The 20864-nt window shown below is 43.7% G+C and carries 24 protein-coding genes and 1 pseudogene; 10 read left to right on the forward strand and 15 right to left on the reverse strand.

What is annotated here, in order from left to right:
- Window positions 1–93: 93 nt before the first annotated feature.
- Window positions 94–1056, reverse strand: a complete 963-nt coding sequence (cysK, locus tag LC586_RS05940) for a cysteine synthase A (RefSeq protein ID WP_229483650.1) — start codon at window positions 1054–1056, stop codon at window positions 94–96.
- An 18-nt stretch (window positions 1057–1074) separates the two neighbouring features.
- Window positions 1075–1545: an RrF2 family transcriptional regulator gene (locus LC586_RS05945; protein WP_229483651.1), complete on the reverse strand. Its 471-nt coding sequence runs from the start codon at window positions 1543–1545 to the stop codon at window positions 1075–1077.
- 226 nt (window positions 1546–1771) lie between these two features.
- Between LC586_RS05945 and cysE the strand changes: the two genes are divergently transcribed.
- Entirely contained in the window at window positions 1772–2497 is a 726-nt protein-coding gene (gene cysE, locus LC586_RS05950; RefSeq protein WP_229483653.1) for a serine O-acetyltransferase, read from the forward strand.
- On the opposite strand, the gene LC586_RS05955 is transcribed toward cysE, so the two are convergent.
- A complete protein-coding gene (locus LC586_RS05955; RefSeq protein ID WP_229483655.1) occupies window positions 2494–2601 on the reverse strand; it encodes a histidine kinase in 108 nt (35 codons plus the stop codon). The genes cysE and LC586_RS05955 overlap by 4 nt on opposite strands.
- A gap of 95 nt (window positions 2602–2696) precedes the next feature.
- Between LC586_RS05955 and LC586_RS05960 the strand changes: the two genes are divergently transcribed.
- The gene (locus LC586_RS05960) at window positions 2697–3287 is read left to right on the forward strand and encodes a Crp/Fnr family transcriptional regulator (RefSeq protein ID WP_229483656.1); all 591 of its coding nucleotides are present in this window, start codon (window positions 2697–2699) and stop codon (window positions 3285–3287) included.
- Window positions 3288–3293: 6 nt separating this feature from the next.
- Here the strand turns inward: LC586_RS05960 and LC586_RS05965 are convergent, their stop codons facing one another.
- Window positions 3294–3632, reverse strand: a complete 339-nt coding sequence (locus tag LC586_RS05965) for an NIL domain-containing protein (protein ID WP_229483657.1) — start codon at window positions 3630–3632, stop codon at window positions 3294–3296.
- A gap of 22 nt (window positions 3633–3654) precedes the next feature.
- Window positions 3655–4320, reverse strand: coding sequence for an NIL domain-containing protein (locus tag LC586_RS05970; RefSeq protein WP_229483659.1), 666 nt, complete (start codon window positions 4318–4320; stop codon window positions 3655–3657).
- 638 nt (window positions 4321–4958) lie between these two features.
- On the opposite strand from LC586_RS05970, the gene LC586_RS05975 reads away from it, so the two are divergent.
- The gene (locus tag LC586_RS05975) at window positions 4959–5171 is read left to right on the forward strand and encodes a hypothetical protein (protein ID WP_229483661.1); all 213 of its coding nucleotides are present in this window, start codon (window positions 4959–4961) and stop codon (window positions 5169–5171) included.
- Between the two features lie 269 nt (window positions 5172–5440).
- On the opposite strand, the gene LC586_RS05980 is transcribed toward LC586_RS05975, so the two are convergent.
- From LC586_RS05980 to LC586_RS05995, 4 genes are all read right to left on the reverse strand, one after another.
- Complete coding sequence (locus LC586_RS05980; RefSeq protein WP_229483663.1) at window positions 5441–5707, reverse strand: NIL domain-containing protein; 267 nt, start codon at window positions 5705–5707, stop codon at window positions 5441–5443.
- 149 nt (window positions 5708–5856) lie between these two features.
- Window positions 5857–6732, reverse strand: a complete 876-nt coding sequence (gene cysW, locus LC586_RS05985) for a sulfate ABC transporter permease subunit CysW (protein WP_229483665.1) — start codon at window positions 6730–6732, stop codon at window positions 5857–5859.
- Entirely contained in the window at window positions 6719–7579 is an 861-nt protein-coding gene (cysT, locus tag LC586_RS05990; RefSeq protein ID WP_229483666.1) for a sulfate ABC transporter permease subunit CysT, read from the reverse strand. Before cysT ends, cysW begins: the two co-directional genes overlap by 14 nt.
- A 157-nt stretch (window positions 7580–7736) precedes the next feature.
- Window positions 7737–8876: a sulfate ABC transporter substrate-binding protein gene (locus tag LC586_RS05995; RefSeq protein WP_229483667.1), complete on the reverse strand. Its 1140-nt coding sequence runs from the start codon at window positions 8874–8876 to the stop codon at window positions 7737–7739.
- A 75-nt stretch (window positions 8877–8951) separates the two neighbouring features.
- Here LC586_RS05995 and LC586_RS06000 point away from each other — a divergent pair, with 75 nt between their 5' ends.
- Window positions 8952–9113, forward strand: coding sequence for a hypothetical protein (locus tag LC586_RS06000; RefSeq protein WP_229483668.1), 162 nt, complete (start codon window positions 8952–8954; stop codon window positions 9111–9113).
- 184 nt (window positions 9114–9297) lie between these two features.
- Here LC586_RS06000 and LC586_RS06005 read toward each other — a convergent pair whose 3' ends face one another.
- The gene (locus tag LC586_RS06005; RefSeq protein ID WP_229483669.1) at window positions 9298–10077 is read right to left on the reverse strand and encodes a class II glutamine amidotransferase; all 780 of its coding nucleotides are present in this window, start codon (window positions 10075–10077) and stop codon (window positions 9298–9300) included.
- Window positions 10078–10091: 14 nt separating this feature from the next.
- Window positions 10092–10214, reverse strand: a complete 123-nt coding sequence (locus LC586_RS40520) for a hypothetical protein (protein WP_267921645.1) — start codon at window positions 10212–10214, stop codon at window positions 10092–10094.
- A gap of 117 nt (window positions 10215–10331) precedes the next feature.
- Here LC586_RS40520 and LC586_RS06010 point away from each other — a divergent pair, with 117 nt between their 5' ends.
- The gene (locus LC586_RS06010) at window positions 10332–10631 is read left to right on the forward strand and encodes a hypothetical protein (RefSeq protein ID WP_229483670.1); all 300 of its coding nucleotides are present in this window, start codon (window positions 10332–10334) and stop codon (window positions 10629–10631) included.
- Window positions 10632–10957: 326 nt separating this feature from the next.
- Here LC586_RS06010 and purE read toward each other — a convergent pair whose 3' ends face one another.
- Window positions 10958–11476 carry a 5-(carboxyamino)imidazole ribonucleotide mutase gene (gene purE / locus LC586_RS06015; protein WP_229483671.1) on the reverse strand — a complete coding sequence of 173 codons (519 nt, stop codon included), beginning with the start codon at window positions 11474–11476 and terminating at the stop codon, window positions 10958–10960.
- 181 nt (window positions 11477–11657) lie between these two features.
- Between purE and nagA the strand changes: the two genes are divergently transcribed.
- Window positions 11658–12878: an N-acetylglucosamine-6-phosphate deacetylase gene (nagA, locus tag LC586_RS06020; protein WP_229483672.1), complete on the forward strand. Its 1221-nt coding sequence runs from the start codon at window positions 11658–11660 to the stop codon at window positions 12876–12878.
- 217 nt (window positions 12879–13095) lie between these two features.
- Window positions 13096–13806: a hypothetical protein gene (locus tag LC586_RS06025; protein WP_229483673.1), complete on the forward strand. Its 711-nt coding sequence runs from the start codon at window positions 13096–13098 to the stop codon at window positions 13804–13806.
- A gap of 338 nt (window positions 13807–14144) precedes the next feature.
- Here the strand turns inward: LC586_RS06025 and LC586_RS06030 are convergent.
- Window positions 14145–14252: pseudogene (locus LC586_RS06030) on the reverse strand (DUF4277 domain-containing protein); the annotation flags it as partial.
- 197 nt (window positions 14253–14449) lie between these two features.
- Here LC586_RS06030 and LC586_RS06035 point away from each other — a divergent pair.
- On the forward strand, window positions 14450–15121 hold the full coding sequence (locus LC586_RS06035; RefSeq protein ID WP_229483674.1) for an ester cyclase: 672 nt from the start codon (window positions 14450–14452) through the stop codon (window positions 15119–15121).
- Window positions 15122–15258: 137 nt separating this feature from the next.
- Here LC586_RS06035 and LC586_RS06040 read toward each other — a convergent pair whose 3' ends face one another.
- Complete coding sequence (locus LC586_RS06040; RefSeq protein ID WP_229483675.1) at window positions 15259–16002, reverse strand: 5'-methylthioadenosine/S-adenosylhomocysteine nucleosidase family protein; 744 nt, start codon at window positions 16000–16002, stop codon at window positions 15259–15261.
- Window positions 15995–16849, reverse strand: coding sequence for a ferritin-like domain-containing protein (locus LC586_RS06045; RefSeq protein WP_229483677.1), 855 nt, complete (start codon window positions 16847–16849; stop codon window positions 15995–15997). Before LC586_RS06045 ends, LC586_RS06040 begins: the two co-directional genes overlap by 8 nt.
- 150 nt (window positions 16850–16999) lie before the next feature.
- On the opposite strand from LC586_RS06045, the gene LC586_RS06050 reads away from it, so the two are divergent.
- Window positions 17000–19750 (forward strand): efflux RND transporter permease subunit, encoded by a 2751-nt coding sequence (locus LC586_RS06050; RefSeq protein WP_229483679.1) that lies wholly within the window; start codon window positions 17000–17002, stop codon window positions 19748–19750.
- Window positions 19750–20805, forward strand: a complete 1056-nt coding sequence (hpnA, locus tag LC586_RS06055) for a hopanoid-associated sugar epimerase (RefSeq protein WP_229483680.1) — start codon at window positions 19750–19752, stop codon at window positions 20803–20805. The genes LC586_RS06050 and hpnA overlap by 1 nt, the downstream gene beginning before the upstream one ends.
- Window positions 20806–20864 lie beyond the last annotated feature (59 nt).

Raw genomic sequence — 20864 nt, forward strand, 5'->3', positions numbered from 1 at the left:
CGCACCGCCTAACAGATAATAGGTGCGTTACGCTGTCGCGTTAACACACCCTACTAGATCATTTATTTTTTAGAAGTCCCTAAAATCTAAAAATCAAACTTTGCTCAACCACTCATTCTCCTCTGGATCTTTAAACAGTGAAGTACTGAGGTAGCGTTCACCGAAGCTAGGCTGTATCATCACGATTAGGCGACCTGCATTTTCTGGCCGTTGTGCTACTTGAATAGCAGCATACAATGCAGCACCAGTAGAAATCCCCGATAGTAATCCTTCTTCTTTTGCTAGGCGACGACTGTAAGCGATCGCTTGATCATCTGCTACCTGAATCACTTCATTCACTAGTTCTGAACGGTAAATTGCTGGGACAAATCCCGCGCCGATACCTTGAATTTTGTGAGGCCCTGATTTACCGCCTGCTAATACTGGGCTGTTGCTTGGTTCAACTGCGATCGCTTGAAAACTTGGCTTCCGTTTTTTAATAACTTCTGCAACTCCCGTAATCGTCCCACCAGTACCCACTCCCGCCACGAGAATATCTACCTCTCCATCGGTATCATTCCAAATTTCTTCGGCTGTAGTTTGGACGTGAACTTTTGGGTTAGCGGGGTTGCGGAACTGCTGCAACATATAAGCATTGGGCGTTTTAGCTACAATCTCCTCTGCATGAGCGATCGCTCCTCGCATCCCTTCTACCCCTGGCGTTAACTCTAGTTGAGCGCCATAAGCTTTGAGCATGGATCGTCTTTCGTGGCTCATTGTGTCAGGCATCGTTAGAATAAGATGGTAACCCTTGGCGGCTGCTACCATCGCCAGCGCAATTCCTGTATTTCCAGAAGTCGGCTCTACTAAAACGGTTTTTCCAGGGTGAATTAAGCCTGCTTCCTCCGCCGCTTCCACCATACTCGCACCAATCCTGTCTTTGACAGAAGATGCTGGATTCATGCTTTCTAGCTTCACCACAATCTGAGCAACCGCTCCTGAAGCTTGGGGAATCTTATTTAATTGAACTAAAGGAGTTCGGCCGATTAACTCTGTGATATCTTTGGCTATCCGCATGTGTGTACTCCGTCGTGTCTAAATATAATACATCGGACTTTGCTGTGCGCGAGTCTCTCTTTCCAGGCACAAGTCTTGGAGTGTATAACGACCCAAAACTTCAATTGAGGCAGCGTTAGCTTGCTCCCAAACTTCATAAAGCAGAGTCTTTTCCAGAGTCGGAGAGTCAGAAGTATCTTTCTCTTTCCGCTCGCCTTCTACCAAAGTGACAATTTCAAGTATTGTAATCTGCCAAGGTTCACGAACTAAAACGAAACCTCCTTTAGAGCCGCGTTGACTCTGCACCACACCAGCACGCCGGAGGTTGGTCAAAATTTGTTCCAGATAGCGCTCAGGTATGGGTTGCTTGGCAGTGATCTCGCTCATGGTTAGAGGAAGCTTTTTCCCGTGGTGGCTTGCCAGTTCTAAGAGTGCCAGCAGCGCGTATTCCACTTTGGAAGACAAATCCAAGAGAGCGTAGTTTTGGCTATTCAAGACTGTACTCAACATACTACGGTGAATTGGGGGACTTATCGCAGTTTATGCGAAATTAATTTTTCTCAAAGTGTGGAATGTGATAGCATCCCACTTATTACCCACAAAACCACTATACGCTATCGACTTACCGTAGATTATTATTTTACACAATTCCTATAAATGACTTGATCTTTTTGTAGGAATTATTCTGAGTTTCTGTTTTCAGAGCCTCACCTACCAACGAAAACCTTAACAGAGTATGCTACTAACTGATTTGCGAACCATTTTTGAGCGTGACCCAGCAGCCCGTAACTGGCTAGAAGTATTGTTCTGTTACCCTGGACTCCAAGCTCTAGTGTTTCATCGATTGGCACACTGGCTGTATAAAATTGGAATTCCCTTTATACCAAGGCTTATCTCTCATATTAGTAGGTTTTTAACCGGAATTGAAATTCATCCTGGGGCATTAATTGGCCAGGGAGTGTTTATAGATCACGGGATGGGAGTTGTGATTGGCGAGACAGCGATCGTGGGCGATTACGCCCTGATTTATCAAGGTGTCACCCTTGGCGGGACTGGGAAAGAAAGCGGCAAACGCCATCCAACTTTAGGCTCTCATGTAGTTGTGGGAGCGGGTGCAAAGGTATTGGGAAATATTCAAATTGGCGATCGCGTCCGTATTGGAGCTGGTTCTGTGGTGCTGCGAGATGTTCCCAGTAACACTACTGTAGTTGGGATTCCAGGGCGCGTGACTCGTCAGAACAACTCGTCTACCAATGTTCTGGATCATGATAAAGTACGGGACGTAGAAGCTGAAGTCATCCGCGCTCTATTTGAACGCGTCAAGGCTCTAGAGAAACAGTTCGAGGAGTTGCAACAATCAAGTTTGTCCCCAACTGAGCTTGACGACGAACCAACCGACAACCCTAAGAGCAATAATTCTGATGGGATAATTGAAGATTTTCTCGATGGTGCAGGAATTTAATTTTGGGCATTGGGCATCGGGCATGGGGCATTAGGCATTAGGCATTGGTTATTAATTATTCTCCTCTGCTCCCCCTGCTCCCCCTGCTCCCCCTGCTCCTTCATCTCCCCACTCCCCTCTTTAAAATATTCATAGCCTCTTAGAACCTGATATAAATATAATACTACGGTTAATTTATCGGAGAATAGTTTTATATACTATGGTGTCTTTGTACACAAGCTTATCTAGCTCAACAAGTAATAATACTAAGGAGCTTTTTGCCCGTAGGTCATTTCTACCAGAGCATCAAAACGGACTCTGGAAGATTGAAACGGGTTTTATCAGGACTTTTACCTATCTGGAAGATGGTACAACCGTCGCTCTGGGATTGTGGGGCCCTGGAGATGTCGTTGGTAAGGCTTTGTCAAAATTAGATCCTTACCAAATGGAATGCCTAACTAAAGTAGAGGCGACGGTCTTACCTTTAGAGGAATGGAGTAAACTAACAGAAACTCTACTTACCCATATCCAACAGGCTCAAGAATTGATGGTTATTCGTAGCCATAAAAAAGTTGAAACTATGCTGCTCAAGCTGTTGGCATGGTTATCCAAAAAGTTTGGTTCGGAAGTTGAAAAAGGACGTTTAATAGATATGCGTCTGACTCACGAAGACCTGGCGGAAATGCTCGGTTCAACTCGTGTGACTATCACTCGTATTCTTGGACAGTTTGAGCAAGAGGGACTGATTGCTCGTCTTTCCTTGCATCGAATTGTGCTGCGAGAAGAAGAAATTTGGTACTACGAAATTTAAATTATTTCAGCAAAACCAGCTATCGCCGTCAGCATTCGGTTTGCCCACAATTCTCAGATTCAGGGATTCCAGGTAAGCCAGACCGCTAGAGATTTGTGGCACTGTTCCCCGCAATTCAATGTCAAAGTATCCTTCTTGATCTGTATTTGGTTGTAGCATAGCTTTAGTAATATTAACTACCAAGCCGTAACTAGAAATTAACTGCGAAATCACAGGCGCTTGCAGATAGCATTTAGGAATATATATCCGCAGACGAATCTGGGTGACTTGGCTTTTTGTGTCAACTGAAGAAACCAGTGATAATCTGGTTTGGGAATTGGTTTGATGGTTATTTAACGCTGCCATTGGATAGTGAGTATTTTATTAATTAGCGTAGGCGTAGCCCGTCGTAGACATCGCTATAAACGCTAGACAAATCCAGCCAAATTGGTAGCCCCAGTTTTTCTAAATAACTCAGGCTAGAATAGAGTTGCTTTGTCCTCCCCCACAAATCCAAATCAAACCAGCCGTCATCTTCGGTATCGGGTTGAAGTCTAGCACTGGTGATATTGACTGTTAGTCCATAACGAGAAACTAACTCGGAAATCACTGGTTCTTCGTAATAAGATTTTAAGACGCACAGTTGCAAGCGCAATCGACTGGTTTGACCGAGAGAAATCCATTGCTGGAATTGTTCTTGCCATTGATTTTTTAGCCATGCAGAGTCTTTGAGACTCCGTTTGCTAGCTGGATGTGGGAAAGTTAAAGAGTGTTGGTTGGGTTGAATCTGGGTAGCGATCGCTAATTCCAGCAAATTCACTCCCAATCCTTGCAAGTAAGATAGGCTATTTGTCAGTTTTTGAGGATTTCCCGAAAGATCCAAATCAAACCAGCCATCGCTGTCACTGTCGGATGTCAAGGATGCAGCTTTGATATTGACGGTTAAACCATAACGAGACACCAGCCGGGAAATTACAGGTTGCCTGTGATAACGCTGAGGCACGAGAATGCGGCTGTGGACTGAAGCGGGTTCTACAGATTTACTCTGAGACATCAGATTAATTCCCAATAGCGATGCCTAGGTTGGGTTGCGCCTACGCAATTTTTAGGTTCGGCAGAGGATTTTGCTGATGCCCTACCCCTACAACTCAACTGCGCTTGCTTGAATGTCAGCCTTATAGAGATTTTCATATTTTTGGCTTCTATTAAACTACGGTAACACTATCGATTTAACGCATTTACTTGTTATGTAAAGGACAATCTCACAAAATACGCAAAAAAGCAATCAGTAAATTCACGCAAATTATGGTCAATTTATGTAGAGTAATTGACGATAAACCAATTAAGAATTTATTGCATCTGTCCGTTAGATGATATTGTCATTATCTTGGAATTAAAACTGAAGGGCGATACTCATTACCAAGTGATTAAAGGGTTCCCGAAATTAGCTTAGGTGGCGTTATAAAAATTTTGTTAGATTTTATTATCTCATAGTGGGCATACTGCAAGTATCAAGTCTGACTCTTCACGGTATCTGAAAAACCTCACTTCTATTTCTCTCTCCTAACAGGAGAGAGACTTTGAATTTTCTTCCCCCTTCCCGCATCGGGAAGGGGGTTAGGGGGTTAGGTTTTTCGTGATGACGTGAAAAGTCAGATATCAAGTAAGTAGCATCGAAATAGGGAAAACAGTATGTTGACTACACTACCGCAAGAAGAAATTACATCATTGAAGCAAAATTTAAGACGTGAAATTAGTAAACTATCAGGTGTTCCAGAAAATAATATACCTAAGTATATTTGCATCAATAATCTGAATTCAAAGCTAGAAAGATTAGAAGAAATCGAGAAAATTCTTACTATAGATAAATATAAAATTGTTTTTATAGGTACTATTGTTCATTAAGGGTGTAGGGGTATAAGGGTATAAGGGTATAGGGGATATAGCGTTGTCCGAGGATTGAAACAAATAGCCCAACGCGGTCGTCCCAAGGGATGGGGCAATTACTACCAGAGGTTGTAGGGGTTGCGTCTTTTTCCCTACACCCCTACCACCATGCAACCCCTACACCCGCCCCAACGGGGCTGGTAAAGCAAAAACTACAGCTATCGTTTATATTTAGGTATGAGGACGTGCAGCTATCTGTACGCCCGTACTATGTGTTGCTATAACCCTTACCAATCAGTTGCTTTACTGTCATCCCAGACTTCCAATTCCAAGTCGCGGAGATAGGTTAACCCGCTCTGAATTTGTGCATCTGTTCCTTGTAATTCAAGGTCAAACCAACCATCACCGACAGCATTCGCTCCCAAAATCGCTGCCGTGATATTCACAGTCAGTCCATAGTTAGACACCAAGCGAGAAATGACAGGTTCCTGGTGATAATCTTTGGGAATTCTTAGTCGAATCCGTTTGTTGGTAAGTGTATTGTCAGTAGCCATATCTGAATTATTTCAATCCCTGATCGGGATTGGTACAGAACTACTCTTAACCCTAACGGTAATTTCCTGATAGGTACTAAATAGATCGTACCATGTCCCATGATTTGCTTGTATCCTATTCAAAGGATAACTATAATCTCTTGATTTTTCTATTCAACATCTTTAATGCGGGTTTTCCGTTCCAGAATCTCCTTCAGCACTAAGGTTACTACTGCTAGCAACGCTAACAGTACAGCCGCAGAGAAGGCAGCTTCTGTTTCATATTGTTTGTAAGCCTCTTCTACAAACAGTGGTAGGCTCTGGGTTTGGTCAGCAATGTTGCCAGATACGACCGAAACCGCGCCGAATTCACCCATTGCTCTGGCATTGGTCAAAATTAAACCGTAGAGTAAACCCCAACGGATACTAGGCAAGGTGACGCGCCAAAATATTTGCCAATCTTTCGCACCTAGAGTTCTAGCAGCTTCTTCTTGATCCTTACCAAATTCCTCTAAAACAGGAATTACTTCCCGCGCTACAAAGGGCATACTCACAAACGCTGTAGCCAGCACCATACCTGGAAAGGCAAAGATAATTTTGATATCATGAGCCTGGAGCCAAGGCCCAAACCAGCCATTGCGTCCGTAAAGTAGCACAATCATCAATCCTGCGACTACGGGCGAGATGGAAAAGGGCAGGTCAATAATGCTCAAAACTACGGCGCGTCCGGGAAATTTATGACGAGCGATCGCCCAAGCTGCACATAAACCAAATACCGTATTTAAAGGTAGAGAAATCACAGCCAGCAATAGCGTTAGCCAAGCTGCATGGAGAAAAGCTGGCCGCGTCAGGTTAGCCAGAAATGGCCCAACTCCTTTGCTGAAGGCTTGGACAAAAACGTTAATTGCCGGGATATATTGAACTAGGGCTAAATAGGCGATCGCTATACCAATTAAAACTATTGGCACCCAACTCTTCTGTTCTTTAGGCTTGGGCGTATGTGTATCAGATGCAGATGAGTGAAAACTTGGCTTATCTACTGTCATATCGCCTTGCCCATGCTTGTAAGAAATTAATTGCCAATAGCAGTACCAACGAAATTGATAGTAAAACTATGCCAATTACTGTTGCACCAGAATAGTCATACTGCTCTAACCGTTGGAAAATCAACACAGGTGCGATTAAATCTTGATAGGGCGTATTGGAAGAGATAATCACAGTCGAACCATATTCCCCAACTGCACGAGAGAAACCCAAGGCAACACCAGTTAAAATTGTCGGAAATAAAGGTGGCAAAATCACTTTCCAAAAGGTTTGCCATTGAGAAGCACCTAGACACCAGGAGGCTTCTTCAATTTCATGTTCCATTTCCTGAAGCACGGGTTGCACAGTTCTCACGATAAAAGGTAGTGAGATAAATATCATTGCCACCGCTACTCCCGTGCGGGTAAAAGATACCTTAATTCCCAGTGGTGCTAGTAACGAACCTAACCACCCATTATCACTGTAAACTGTTGCCAAGGTTAGCCCTGCTACGGAAGTTGGTAGTGCAAAGGGTAAATCTACTGTGGCATCAATCAAGCGTTTTAAGGGGAAGTCATAGCGAACTAGAACCCAAGCAATTAGAGTACCAAATACGCCATTAAGCAGGGCAGCAAATATTGCTGTCACAAAAGTGACATTATAAGTGGCTAATGCAATATCACTGGTTGCGATCGCCCAAAATCTCGCTGGAGGTTCTGTACTTGCTTTCAGGAACATGGCAATGATGGGGATAAACAACATCACCGTCAAGTATCCAATGGTGATTCGCCAAGTCCAAGGAACCCGCCCCAATCTCTTCCAGAATGGCGTTTTGCGTTCAACTTCCACAGAAGGAGATACAGTTGTCATAGTCAAAAATTCAAAATTTAAAAGAAGTTTTTTGTAAGTATTCGTAATTCGTAATTATTACTCCACAACTGTTCGCACAGCGTGCCATAAGCTTTGTTAGTTGCTCTGTCCTTCAATTACGAATTACGAATTACGAATTATGTTGACTAATTACCGTTTATTTTTGGGCTTGAATTTTGTCAAACACGCCCCCATCTGCGAAGAACTTCTTATCAATTGCTTCCCAACCGCCTAAGTCTGCAACTGTACCCAAAGTTTTCACCTTGGGAAATTTGTCTGTAACTTCTTTAGTTTGAGCTATAGTCTCATCCACAGGACGGAATCCCAATTTGACAAACTCTTGCTGTGCTTCTGGGGTATAGAGGTATTTCACAAAACCTTCAGCAACTTCGCGGGTTCCGTGCTTATCGACGTTCTTATCTACCACAGCGATCGGATTGTCAATGGATATATTCACATCGGGAACGACATACTCAACCTTTTCGCCCTTTTGCTGTGCCAAAATCACTTCGTTTTCGTAGTTGATTAAGACATCTCCCTGCCCTTGCTTGGCGAATGTATCAGTCGCTTCCCGCGCATCTTTAGGCAAGATTGGCACATTTTTGTAGACTTTAGTCACAAATTCAGTAGCTTTAGCCTCATCGCCACCTGTTTTAATTACAGAATCCCATAGTGCTAAGAAATTCCACTTAGCAACGCCTGACGTTTTGGGGTTAGCAGTAATCAGTTTTACACCGTCTTTAGCTAAATCTTCCCAGTTCTTGATACCTTTAGGATTGCCTGAACGAGTGACTAATGCTGCAACTGATTTGGAGACAATCCCATTGTTGGGAACTTCTTTCTCCCAACCTGGTTGAATCAATCCAGCCTTCTCAATCTTTGAGGTGTCTCCAGCTAGTGCCAAATGAACAACATCTGCTTCCAAACCATCGATAACAGCGCGAGTTTGGGAACCAGATCCCCCATAGCTTTGTTTGAAGGTGACAGTTTGGTTATGGTCTTTCTTCCACTGTTCTACAAACTTAGGAATGATGGCTTCGTGAGCTGCTTTGGTAACTGCAAAAGAAACCAGGGTTAGTTCAACATTATCCTTGCTTGCAGCAACAGGACTAGCAGTAGGGGTTTCAGAGGAAGAATTACTCCCAGTTCCACCAGAGCAGGCAGCAAGCGCCACACTCAATACAGTGCCTACCAAAAAGAGTGATACAAAGCCTTTGAGCGAATTTAGTCTGAACCGATACGTTCTATTGAACGCGATCGCTTGTAACTTTTTCAGTGGGCGTTGCCACAAACTCATTCTATTTCCTCCACTAAATCTACAAATAATTGATCGGAATACAGTTACATAGTGTTTATCATCCTGGATGATTCCATGTATCTAGTTGCAAACACCAACAAACCTCACATTCTTTATCAAGAATATGGCGATTCTACCAGTTCTGTGAGGAATTACAATGCTTTTATTTTCAACTATCAAGTTGTCATCACAATTGGCTACCTAATGGATCAGGCAAATTGCTTCATTAGTCATTAGTCCAAGAGAAACCACGCCCACTCTTTGATGTGGTTTGAATTAGTCTGATATCATTAGTTTTTTTCGCCCAGAAGGGGCCAGGTATGTACCAAAAACTCTTTATGAAAAACAAAACCCATCTAGAAAGTATCTAAATGGGAAAAATTTCTGGTTAATTTTTGAATTCGCCAACAGGATCAGATTCTTAACTGAGTGCATATTTCAGGGGTAGTCCGTCCTGAAAAACTAGTAATTCTCCCGGTTGGATTTGTGTCCAAACTTCGTTGTCAGTGAGGGGTGTGGTAGCAATGACAGCGACGCGATCGCGTTCTGTAGTCACCTCCCGAAAATCTACGGTCATGTCTTGGTCAATTAAATGGGCAGCTGCAAAGGGCGCTTGGCGGACGATGTAACTGAGATTAGTTGAGCAATAAGCAAAAAAGTGGACTCCATCTGATAATAAGTAATTAAATATACCCAGTTTTGCAATTACAGCAGTAATTTCTTGCAGCACAGGGTACAGTTCCTTTATGTCAGGCTTGCCCTGGGGAAAACGCGATCGCAGTGTCTCTAGCATCATACAGAATGCTTTTTCACTATCGGTGTCACCTACGGCTTGATAAAAGCCCAAATTTTCTGGATCAAAATTTGGTAAATTACCATTGTGGGCAAACACCCAATATTGACCCCACAATTCTCTGCGGAAAGGATGGCAGTTGTGTAAGGCAACTTCACCCTGAGTAGCTTTACGGATATGGGCAATGACATGGGTTGAGTGGATGGGATAACTCCGCACAAACTCGGCTACCGGAGAAGCAACAGAAGGCTGGGCATCTAAAAACATTCGACATCCCTTTCCTTCAAAGAAAGCAATGCCCCAACCATCGCTATGATCATCCGTTTTTCCTCCCCGTGCAGAAAACCCTTCAAAAGAAAAGCAAATATCCGTTGGAACATTGCAATTCATTCCGAGCAATTGACACATGGATGTTGCAGCTCTCAATTTTTGACTAAGGCCTCAGGATCAAGATACTTCAGAATGCTGCATTGATCTGGAGCGATCGCTTCAATCTTAGACTTTTTCAGTAGTACATGGTCAATATAAAAAACTACACAAGTCATTGAGAAAACGCAAGGGTTTGGGATTGCTTCTTTAGGAGACGCGATAGCCGTTCGCGCTAGCGTCTCCAAAGGAGAAGGCTTAAGCTTCGCTTATCACCAACACTTCCAAACAAGCAAATGGAGTCGCCCAACAAGCAAATGGAGTCGCCCAACAAGCAAATGCGATCGCCCAACAAGCAAATGCGATCGCCCAACAAGCAAATGGAGTCGCCTAACAAGCAAATGGAGTCGCCCAACAAGCAAATGGAGTCGCCAAACAAGCAAATGGAGTCGCCAAACAAGCAAATGGAGTCGCCAAACAAGCAAATGGAGTCGCCAAACAAGCAAATGGAGTCGCCAAACAAGCAAATGGAGTCGCCAAACAAGCAAATGGAGTCGCCGAAATCCCAACAAAGTAATACCAATTTAGGAAAATAATCCAACAGATAAACCATTTGTAGAGACGCGATTCATCGCGTCTTCACCGAAGGATGTGTTGCAATCATTAATTGAATTGGTATGCCCAATGCCCAATGCCCCATGCCAGGAATAATGGCAGTTGTCGAATCGTTAAACAAAAAACAAGAGGTTAAATCTATGACAAACCATAATTCAAATATGCTCCTAACACACCCTACAGTAATTTTATTTTTACTTTATAAATAGCCTCTAATTACGAATTACGAAAGCGTTGCGGTAGCGATAGCGCAGCGTTAGCGAGTCATCGAGCGTCGGAACGAGCGTCATTACGAATTACGAATTACTTAAGGCATTTGCTGTAAATATTGCTCATAGCCTAATTCTTCTAGTTTTGCTTGCTTTGCAATTACTGATTCACATAGGTTTTGGCGATATTGCTGCACTCTTTCTAACAATTCTGGTTGCTGAATTGCGAGGATTTGTACTGCTAAAAGTCCAGCATTTTTGGCATTACCGATCGCCACTGTTGCCACAGGAATACCCGCAGGCATTTGTAAAATAGAATACAAAGAATCAACACCTTGTAAGTTACGGGTGGCTACAGGAACACCAATAACAGGAAGTGGAGTTAAAGACGCTACCATTCCCGGCAGATGGGCAGCACCACCGGCACCAGCAATAATTACTTTAATACCGCGTTGATGTGCAAGTTGAGCATATTGCACCATGCGTTCTGGGGTACGATGAGCAGAAACGATCGCCACTTCGCTTTCAATGCCAAATTCTTCACAAACTGCGATCGCGTCTTTCATGGTGGGCAAATCGGAATCGCTGCCCATAATAATACCAACTAAGGGAGTCATAATAATTCAAAATTCAAAACTTGTACTGAGCTTGTCGAAGTATTCAAAATTCAAAATTATTTGAGCTAGCTTATGGAAGCTAGGTAATGCCGATCATCATCTCATCTATTGGCGTTGTTTGAATTGATTTATTGATATTGGTTGCATCTAAAATCAGATTTAGCAATATCTCGTCAGTGTGATGACCCAAGCAACACAAAATCCTGTAGATATTATCAATGCTAGAGTGCCTGGTTACAAAGATTTGCAGATGCTCTTGGTTAACCAAGAGGGCATAATTGAGGAAATCTTGCCAATGGGTACGCTAGGGACGCACAGATGTACGTCCCTACTAGATGTAGCAGGTGACTGGATTTCTCTAGGCGGCGTTGATTTGCAAATTAACGGTGCGTTGGGTTTGGCATTTCCCGAATTGACGGCCCAAAATGCTCATATACTCCAGAAAATCTCACAATTTTTGTGGGATGTTGGGGTTGATGGATTTTTACCAACACTTGTGACAACTTCAGTAGAAAATATTCAGCGATCGCTTGCTATTATTGCTGAGGTTATCCCCAGTCAACAAGCTGGTGCCAAGATTCTCGGAGTACATCTAGAAGGCCCATTTTTGAATTTCCAAAAGCGCGGCGCACACCCAGCAGAGTATTTGTTACCCCTAACAATTGATCAGATAAAGCGGGTTTTGGGTAATTATGCTCATGTTGTGAAAGTTATCACCTTAGCACCAGAGTTAGATTTAACTGGTGAAGTAATTCCATATTTGCGTTCTCTGGGGATTATTGTCAGTTTAGGGCATTCTCAAGCAACAGCGACCCAAGCGCAACGTGCCTTTGAGGAGGGTGCAACGATGGTAACTCATGCTTTCAACGCCATGCCAGCATTACATCACCGCGAACCAGGATTATTAGGGGCAGCAATTATCCATCCTGATGTGATGTGTGGTTTTATTGCTGATGGTGAACACGTTTCGCCCACGATGCTGCAAATTCTACTTCGCGCTAGCTATCAAGAAAAAGGGCTGTTCCTCGTCAGCGATGCCCTTTCACCTCTGGGGCTACCCGATGGGGTGTATCCTTGGGACAGTCGGCAAATTGAAGTAAAAAAGGGTACGGCACGACTGGCGGATGGCACTTTGTCGGGGACGACTTTACCTTTGTTGGTGGGAGTGCAGAATTTAGTGAAGTGGGGAATTTGTGACGTAGAAAGTGCAATTTTACTAGCTACTAATGCACCTAGAAAAGCGATTGGTTTAGCAGGAATTGTTAAGAGTCAACCCGCTAATTTATTACGCTGGCATTGGGATGAGACTACAAAAGAATTAACTTGGCGACGTGTTCTTACCGCAGAGATGGTGAAGAAGGCAGGAGGTTGGAATTTATCGGTTACTCTCAACTCCATCTAATTCCAAACTTGGGAAAAACTTTTTGGTTTCCTGATCTGCCCTTTGGGGGCTTGTCCAAGTTGTTAATTAGCTACTTGCAGCTTAATAACATCTTAAATATATCTTCTTTGCTTGCTGTCAACACCCCTAAGAGTGATTGCTTAAGTAGAATTAGTATTCTATTTTACTATTATTTACAAGATTTCATTGAATTACATCAAGTCATGGAGAGAAGTAGATGACAGTTCTCAACGGCAATTTTGAGGTTGGTACTTTCAGCAATTGGCGAACTATCGGTGATACCAGGATTGAGACAGCCGCTTTGGGAACTGGCACTAGCGAAGCCAATTTTCAAGCCTTACTTACCACTGATGCTAGTGCTTCTGGAGGTGCAGTTGAGCAATCAGATTTGGAAGAATTTCTCAATTTCTCATCTGGTCTGTTGGATAACTTAGGTAATGGAGATGCGACAGAAGGTTCTGCAATTAAACAGACTTTTACAGCTAATGCTGGCGATGTCTTGACTTTTGATTGGAACTTCTTGACTAATGAGGCAATTCCATCTTCTTTCAACGATTTTGCGTTTTTTGGCATCAGTCCTTTTGCTTTGGAATTAGCAGATACTAATTCGAGCGGTTTTTTGGGGACTTCATCTGTCAATTTTAGTCAAGAAACAGGTTTTCAAACTATTTCTATTGGCATTGCTCAAACTGGAACCTACACTTTAAATTTTGGGGTTGTAGATGTTGGCGATACTGCTGTTGATTCGGCACTAATAGTTGACAACATCCAAGTTCTGTCCTCCGGTAGCATTGCTTCAAACAATGATGTCCTATTCGGAGCGCAAGGTTTTGTGGGTGAGTCACCCTTGAGTAGTTCTGCAAGTACTAATGTTGAACAGTTTATTGGGAGTAACGCGATAGGCAGAGGGAACGACACGACTTTATGATATCAGGGTTGAATTATCAATTACATCCCTCAAAGAAAATCGGCGGGAATCCCACTCTTCATGGGGTGTCCGGGACAGCCGCCCGCCGATTTAGTCATTAGTCAATAGTCATTGGTCATTGATGCTAATGACTATTGACTAAGCTGTTACGCATAAAACTAGTACATTTACCTGATGACTGTTGACCGTTGACTGATGACCGATAACCGTCAACCGTCAACCGTCAACCGTCAACGTTTATAAAGAATGTTTATATAATTTAGACGCATATCAGCTTAATGATATGATGTCCGGGCAATTAAGCATAATACCCGAAACCCCACCCCGCAAAAGCTACGAAGCAGGCGATTGATTTGTTCTACTAGATTCATCTCATCACATATGCCTGCGACTATGCCGCAGTGGTCAATATCCTGTACCCTGATATCTAATGGTGATGCTGTCATGATTCTAAAATGCAGCATTTAGGTCATTTTCAAAAATACAGCATTTACGATCGCACCTGCGGAATCTGGGTTTAAGGTGTAAAAAGTCAATTTTTTTGAGTTAATTATAAATATTTTTTACTTTTATATATTTTTTGATTGACTTGTATCCATAAAACTTTATTCTGAGAAACGAAGTTTATAGCCAGTCAACTTGTATGAGTAGCGAAAAAACTACAGAATTGCCGCTCTGGGTACAAGATAGAGATATAGTCATTGCTCATGATGAAGAAGTACAGTGGCGAGAAGGAAAACGCCCGGATTATTCTTACACCAATGAATTTCTTCATCAAGAGAGTAAATTTCAGCATCCAGAAGGTTCTTTAGAAGCAATCGCACAAAACTTAGTCCGAAATTTTGAGATGGAAGCTTCTAATAAATCTAATCCTCAACAGTGGCTTTCGATTGTTACTGATAAGTTTAAGATGAGTACCAATGGAGGACAACAATACACTGCTCAGGATGTCGCAGTCGAAGGTACTTATAATCTCTTCCTGGGTGAAAGTGAGCAGTATAGCTCTGAAACAGAAACCTTTGAATCTTCATTTCAGGTTTTTCATAATGCTTTTCCTAATGGCTTCCTTTGGGAATTAACAGAAGTCCTTTCGGGGCCACCTAATGTTACTTTTAAGTGGCGACATTGGGGAACATTTAATGGTTCTTATAAAGACTATGCACCCACAGGGGAAACAGTAGAAATCGTAGGAATTAGTATTGCTCGCGTGAGTGATGATTTGAAGATTGAGTCTTTAGAGCATTATTTTGATAATAATGTTTTTCTTCAAAAATTAACCGCAGGGGGTTGTCCCTTCCATTCCCAAAATCAGTAGCCCTGGCGGCTAGAAGTCGCACTGGCTTGACTACACGAGACCAAACCTGCCTCCGCAGGTTAGCAAACCTTTGATTTTATATTAGTCCACGGAGGTGGACTTTGTTTGTGTAGTAGCGACTTCTAGTCGCCTAATACTTATTCCAGTTTATTGCCAGAAAAGAGGCGATTTGTAACTTGCTTTAACACCTTTAATGCAGTTAACGAACCTCGAATCAGCCGAGTAGCAGCAAGGGGTTGTCGAAGCATTCCTATCGCTAAAGGAAAAGGATTTAGGGAGCCATCAGAGTTAATTGCTGGTGTGAGATCGGGGATATTGTGCTGACAATCGTCGCTGACTACTCGCAGCATTGCCACTACAACTCCAGCCGCATTGAAAAACTCTAGGGCGGTAAATCCTTCCATATCAACAACATCAGCAGCCAAAGTCTCACCTAAACGGCATTTTTCGGCAGCAGACCAAATTACGCGATCGCTTGTCAGTGATTTGACTAAATTGGGTGGAGAGTCAGGAGAGACGCGATTAATCGCGTCTGTACTGGGGAGAGACGCGATTAATCGCGTCTGGAGTGCTGAGTGTAATTGTGCTGTGAAGGGGCGATCGCACTCTAGCCGCTCCCCTTGATAAACACAATCCTGATACAAAACAATATCACCAACTGTATAGCGATCGCTCAAGCTGCCACATATACCCATAATCAGCACTCTGGATGAAGCTAAAAATTGTCCTTGTTGTAGATATTTAAGTAAAGGCTTCATCCCAACAGGTATGGCTACTACCGTTGGGATAGAACCAGTAACGCCGCTTAATCCGCGACAGACAGCTTTATATTCTGCTCCCTGAGGTACCAGAATTGTGTTGATGGGCAAAAAATTAGGCACTAGCCCTCTCGACAGTTTCAAGTTTACGTTTGGGTATTAATTCAAGGATGCGGAGGGCGATACTAGCAAGTCTAGGTAGTAATTGCGGTTGGAGTAGTCGCGGATCATACTTGCTCATCCGGCGCTGATTTTCTGATAGACAAATGCTAAGAAATTTTTTGATTGTGAGGTCTTTAGTAAAGATGTCAGTACCCGTGACGGCGAAGCCAGTCTTACTGGGGTCATCATTGCCAAAGACGGCAATCAAATTGCTGAGTGCCTTGCCGTAGTGCCAGAGGGTTTTGACGCTCCGCAGAGGGGTAAATCCCTGACCACGATGAATTTGTGTATAGGTAAACCAGTTGACAAAAAAGACAATATGGCGTGTCTCTTCGTCTATGATCGGATCAAAGATTGTGAAGATTGACTCTGGAAAAACATTAGCTTCACGAGCGATCGCAAATAGCCCATAAGCAAAGAAGGTATCCAGGCACTCTTCAAAGCCAAAGCGCGTAAAGACTGGCTCAATATTTTGGGGAACTTCAATAGGTTGACGTTCTGGTATTTGGATATCGTAACGGTCAATTAATGTTTGAAGTAGGCGGGCGTGGCGTAATTCTTCTTTACCTTGGAGAGCGATCGCATTTTGTAAAATAGGATCATTCACCATCGTTGCGTAACCACTAACTACTACTCCGGCTTGTCGCTCTGTATCCAGAGCTTTATCCCAGAAGGGAATACTGCGTAGCAAAGTCAAAGCTGTATCGTCCAAATCTGGCCATGGGAGATTCTCTGGTTCGTATTCCCTGTAGCTTTCCATAAAGCTCTGGCAGAATAATTCCTTATGCTCAACAGAACCAAGTTTCATCTTTGAAGTTTCCTTTTGTATTAAAGATTGGGCCATATCTGAGTGACAATAAGTAATATTGCTGTTTAGTAGTAACCAAAACTCGCAAACCGAAGGTGATTGCTGTAGCATGACTAAATAATTGTGTCACCCACACGATAATTTTCCAAGATGGTAAAACTTCATAACTCCAAATCCGCACGAGAAGTCTTCAATATTTCTAAATTGGCGATTCAATTTTCGTGGCTGACGGTGAGTTTTTGGATTGCCGTAACAGTAGCTGGTGTTCTGGCTTTCAGTTCCCTCAAGTATGCCTTGTTTCCAGATATTACCTTTCCAGTGGTGGTTGTGAATGCTACAGCCCCCCTGACAACTGCCCTGGATACAGAGGCGAAACTCACTAAACCCCTGGAAGAACGCCTCCGCTCTCTAGAAGGACTGGAGAATATTCGCTCATCCACTTATCCTAGTCAAACAGCCGTTGCCCTTTCTTTCGCCGTTGGGACGAATTTAGAAACATCGACCAAAGAAGTTGAAACTGCCCTCAAGCAGTTGACTCTACCTCAAGGAGCGACTTCTAAGATTATTCCCCTGAATTTGAATGAGTCAGCCGCCATTAGTTATGCCATTGAGAGTCCCACGCGGAATCTTACAGATTTGACAAAGTTGGCGAAAGACGAGATTGTGAGTGCGATCGCTAAACTGCCAGGAGTCCTGAAAGTCTCACTGTTGGGTGGCGCTACTGCAACTCCTCCCCTAAATCCAGCGAATGCGAGTGCAGCTATCCCTCAAGCAGGGGCAACATTAGTCCGGTTTAATGGCCAAGATGCACTCGCATTTCAGGTAATCAAACGTGGTAGCGCTAACACCTTGGAAGTAGTGAGTCGAGTTGAAAAAGAAGTCCAAAGGCTGCGGTCTAGTCTGAAGGATGTCAAACTCACTTTAGCTGCTACTCAAGCAGAATATATCCGTCAAGCCACTCAGTCAACCATTGATGCTTTGCTGGAAGCAGTCTTGTTGTCAATAGTGGTAATTTTTCCTTTTTTGTGGAATTGGCGAGCCACCCTAATTTCTGCCTTGGCAATTCCTACGTCTTTGTTGGCGACGTTTATCGTCATGGCGATTTTCGGCTTTAACCTGGAAACAATTACCTTGCTGGCTCTAGCTTTGGTGATTGGTAGTATTGTTGATGATGCGATCGTTGATGTGGAAAACATCATGCGACACGTAGATGATGGGGAAACTCCTCGCCAAGCAGCGCTTTTAGCTACAAATGAGATTGGGTTGACAGTCACCGCCGCAACTTTGACAGCAGTAGCGGTTTTTCTGCCCATAGGTTTGATGGGTGGGGTAATCGGTCAATTCTTTAAGCCTTTCGGCATCACTGTTTCAGCAGCGATGCTCGCTTCTATGCTAGTTGCTCGGACTTTATCTCCAGTCCTAGCTATCTACTGGCTGAAACCTAAACCCTCGCTCTCCCCGCGTCGAGAAGCAAAAATATCGGTAGCGTTTACCCAATTTTACAGAAACTTGCTGAGTTGGTCATTGAATCACCGCAAGATAGTTATCGGGTTAGCTGTACTCAGCTTCATCGCAGGTATAGCACTGATTCCACTAATTCCCAAAGGCTTTATTCCTAAACTCGATCGCGGCGAATTTAATATTGCTTATACGGCTCCTTTGCCGAGTATCCCCGATTTGGCAAGTAAGGGAGCAGGGGGAGCAGGGGGAGCAGGGGGAGCAGGGGGAGCAGGGGGAGAAAGAATAAGTAATGCCCAATGCCCAATCCCCAATGCCCAATGCCCAATCCCCAATGCCCAATTCCCCATTCCCAATCCTTTAAATGATTCTCTTGAGGTTGCGAAGAAACTAGAAGAAGTTGTAAGAAAATCACCGACAGTTGAAACGGTATTTACGACTGTTGGTTCTCGTGAGGGTGAGCCGAACAAAGGGATACTATATGTAAAGCTTAAAAAAGACCGCACAATCACCACTGCGGAACTACAAGACCAATTCCGCTCCTCATTACCTACTCTTTCTGGGGTAACTACTAGTGTCGAAGATATTCAATTTGTCGATTCTGGCGGTCAAAAACCCCTCCAGGTAGCTTTACGCGGTAACGATCTCCAAGCCTTAAGCAAAGCAGTCAAGGCAATTAAAGAGAGAATTCAAAGACTACCGGGATTCGCTGATGTCACAGTCACAGGTGAAACAAATCCACAGGGTACAGTTTTTCAAATCGAGCGTCTGAATAATCAACGGGTGGCTTATGTCAGTGCTAATCTTGGCAAAGATTTATCCTTGGGTGATGCTACTGACAAAGTGGTAGCTGAAGCTAAGGCGGTGTTACCCCCTAATGTTTCTTTAAATTTAGGAGGAGACTCTGCTAGCCAAGGAGAGGTTTTTAGCAGTTTTGGCAGTACTTTAGCTCTATCTGCCCTGTGCATTGTCATTGTACTAATTTTGCTATTCAAAAGCTGGGTAGACCCTCTGGTGATTGGTGTCTCTTTGCCTTTAGCGCTAGTGGGGGCAATGTTGGCATTACTAATCACCAAAAGTGACTTTGGCATGATCTCACTCATCGGCTTCGTGTTTTTGCTGGGGCTGGCAAATAAAAATGCCATCTTGCTGGTGGATTACATCAATCAGTTACGCAACGCTGGCTTAGACCGCACCGAGGCAATCCTCAACACAGGACTAGTGCGCCTCAGACCAATTATGATGACCACGGCCTCCACTATTTTAGGGATGCTACCGATCGCTTTAGGTTTTGGCGCTGGTTCGGAATTGCGATCGCCGATGGCTGTAGCGATCGCAGGTGGACTGGTAAGTTCAACTATCCTCAGTTTGATAGTTGTGCCGGTAGTCTACGCGATTTTGGATGATTGGTTTCCCCGATTTCAGACGAGGGAGAGAAGTTGATGCAAGTTTTTGTCACCGGGGGTACGGGCTTTATTGGTGCCCACTTGGTACGGTTGTTACTCCAACAGGGTTACATAGTCAAAGCGCTGGTACGCTCAAGCAGCAATTTGGAGAATCTACGCGGTTTGGATGTGGAAATTGTCAAAGGCGATTTGAATTCACCAAATCTCTGGCAACAGATGAGAGGTTGTCAATATCTATTTCATGTGGCAGCCCATTATTCTCTGTGGCAAACAGACCGGGAGTTACTCCACCATAACAATGTTCTGGGTACGCGCAATGTGTTGGCAGCAGCACGCAAAGCTGGCATTGAGCGCACCGTTTATACCAGTTCAGTAGCCGCCATTGGGGTAGGATCATTTGGTCAAGTCGTCGATGAAACACATCAGAGTCCCTTAGAAAAGTTGGTGAGTGACTACAAAAAGTCTAAGTTTATCGCTGAACAAGAAGCCATACAAGCCGTTGCTAAAGGTCAGGAGGTAGTTATAGTCAATCCCAGCAGCCCGATCGGGTCGTTGGATATCAAACCTACCCCGACAGGTGATATAATCCTGCGGTTTTTGCGACGGCAAATGCCCTTTTACTTAGATACTGGTTTGAATTTTATCGATGTGCGGGATGTGGCATGGGGGCATTTACTGGCTTTGCAACGGGGTAAATCAGGCGATCGCTATATCTTAGGTAATCAAAACCTCAGCCTCAAGGAACTACTCGAACAACTCGCCGATATCACAGGTCTAATAGCACCTCAACGAACAGTACCGACTTGGCTGCCTCTTAGTGTTGCCTGGGTTGATGAAAAGATTCTTGCACCCTTGGGAAAATCGCCCTCAGTGCCATTGGATGGCGTGAGGATGGCGAAACAACCTATGTATTATGATGCCGCAAAGGCTGTACGAGAGTTGGGTCTACCTCAATCTCCGCTAAAGGTGGCACTCAAGGATGCTGTGGATTGGTTTGTTGCTCAGGGGTATGTCAACCCCTCTAGGGAATTCAAAATTCAAAATGACGCTCGCAGACTCGCTAACGCTGCGCTAACAAAATTCAAAATTTAAAATTAAAAACCCCACAGATAAATCTTGGGGTTAAGAACGTGGTGTTTTGATCAACAGAG

It is taken from the genome of Nostoc favosum CHAB5714 (genome assembly GCF_020829495.1).
In the GTDB taxonomy this organism is placed as follows: Bacteria; Cyanobacteriota; Cyanobacteriia; order Cyanobacteriales; family Nostocaceae; genus Nostoc; species Nostoc favosum.

Bases quoted from the DNA above. Each gene is read 5' to 3' on its own strand.
- cysK (WP_229483650.1), bottom strand. From the start codon at position 1,056: ATGCGGATAGCCAAAGATATCACAGAGTTAATCGGCCGAACTCCTTTA.
- LC586_RS05945 (WP_229483651.1), bottom strand. From the start codon at position 1,545: ATGTTGAGTACAGTCTTGAATAGCCAAAACTACGCTCTCTTGGATTTG.
- cysE (WP_229483653.1), top strand. From the start codon at position 1,772: ATGCTACTAACTGATTTGCGAACCATTTTTGAGCGTGACCCAGCAGCC.
- LC586_RS05955 (WP_229483655.1), bottom strand. From the start codon at position 2,601: ATGAAGGAGCAGGGGGAGCAGGGGGAGCAGGGGGAGCAGAGGAGAATA.
- LC586_RS05960 (WP_229483656.1), top strand. From the start codon at position 2,697: ATGGTGTCTTTGTACACAAGCTTATCTAGCTCAACAAGTAATAATACT.
- LC586_RS05965 (WP_229483657.1), bottom strand. From the start codon at position 3,632: ATGGCAGCGTTAAATAACCATCAAACCAATTCCCAAACCAGATTATCA.
- LC586_RS05970 (WP_229483659.1), bottom strand. From the start codon at position 4,320: ATGTCTCAGAGTAAATCTGTAGAACCCGCTTCAGTCCACAGCCGCATT.
- LC586_RS05975 (WP_229483661.1), top strand. From the start codon at position 4,959: ATGTTGACTACACTACCGCAAGAAGAAATTACATCATTGAAGCAAAAT.
- LC586_RS05980 (WP_229483663.1), bottom strand. From the start codon at position 5,707: ATGGCTACTGACAATACACTTACCAACAAACGGATTCGACTAAGAATT.
- cysW (WP_229483665.1), bottom strand. From the start codon at position 6,732: ATGACAGTAGATAAGCCAAGTTTTCACTCATCTGCATCTGATACACAT.
- cysT (WP_229483666.1), bottom strand. From the start codon at position 7,579: ATGACAACTGTATCTCCTTCTGTGGAAGTTGAACGCAAAACGCCATTC.
- LC586_RS05995 (WP_229483667.1), bottom strand. From the start codon at position 8,876: ATGAGTTTGTGGCAACGCCCACTGAAAAAGTTACAAGCGATCGCGTTC.
- LC586_RS06000 (WP_229483668.1), top strand. From the start codon at position 8,952: ATGTATCTAGTTGCAAACACCAACAAACCTCACATTCTTTATCAAGAA.
- LC586_RS06005 (WP_229483669.1), bottom strand. From the start codon at position 10,077: ATGTGTCAATTGCTCGGAATGAATTGCAATGTTCCAACGGATATTTGC.
- LC586_RS40520 (WP_267921645.1), bottom strand. From the start codon at position 10,214: ATGACTTGTGTAGTTTTTTATATTGACCATGTACTACTGAAAAAGTCT.
- LC586_RS06010 (WP_229483670.1), top strand. From the start codon at position 10,332: ATGGAGTCGCCCAACAAGCAAATGGAGTCGCCCAACAAGCAAATGCGA.
- purE (WP_229483671.1), bottom strand. From the start codon at position 11,476: ATGACTCCCTTAGTTGGTATTATTATGGGCAGCGATTCCGATTTGCCC.
- nagA (WP_229483672.1), top strand. From the start codon at position 11,658: ATGACCCAAGCAACACAAAATCCTGTAGATATTATCAATGCTAGAGTG.
- LC586_RS06025 (WP_229483673.1), top strand. From the start codon at position 13,096: ATGACAGTTCTCAACGGCAATTTTGAGGTTGGTACTTTCAGCAATTGG.
- LC586_RS06035 (WP_229483674.1), top strand. From the start codon at position 14,450: ATGAGTAGCGAAAAAACTACAGAATTGCCGCTCTGGGTACAAGATAGA.
- LC586_RS06045 (WP_229483677.1), bottom strand. From the start codon at position 16,849: ATGAAACTTGGTTCTGTTGAGCATAAGGAATTATTCTGCCAGAGCTTT.
- LC586_RS06050 (WP_229483679.1), top strand. From the start codon at position 17,000: ATGGTAAAACTTCATAACTCCAAATCCGCACGAGAAGTCTTCAATATT.
- hpnA (WP_229483680.1), top strand. From the start codon at position 19,750: ATGCAAGTTTTTGTCACCGGGGGTACGGGCTTTATTGGTGCCCACTTG.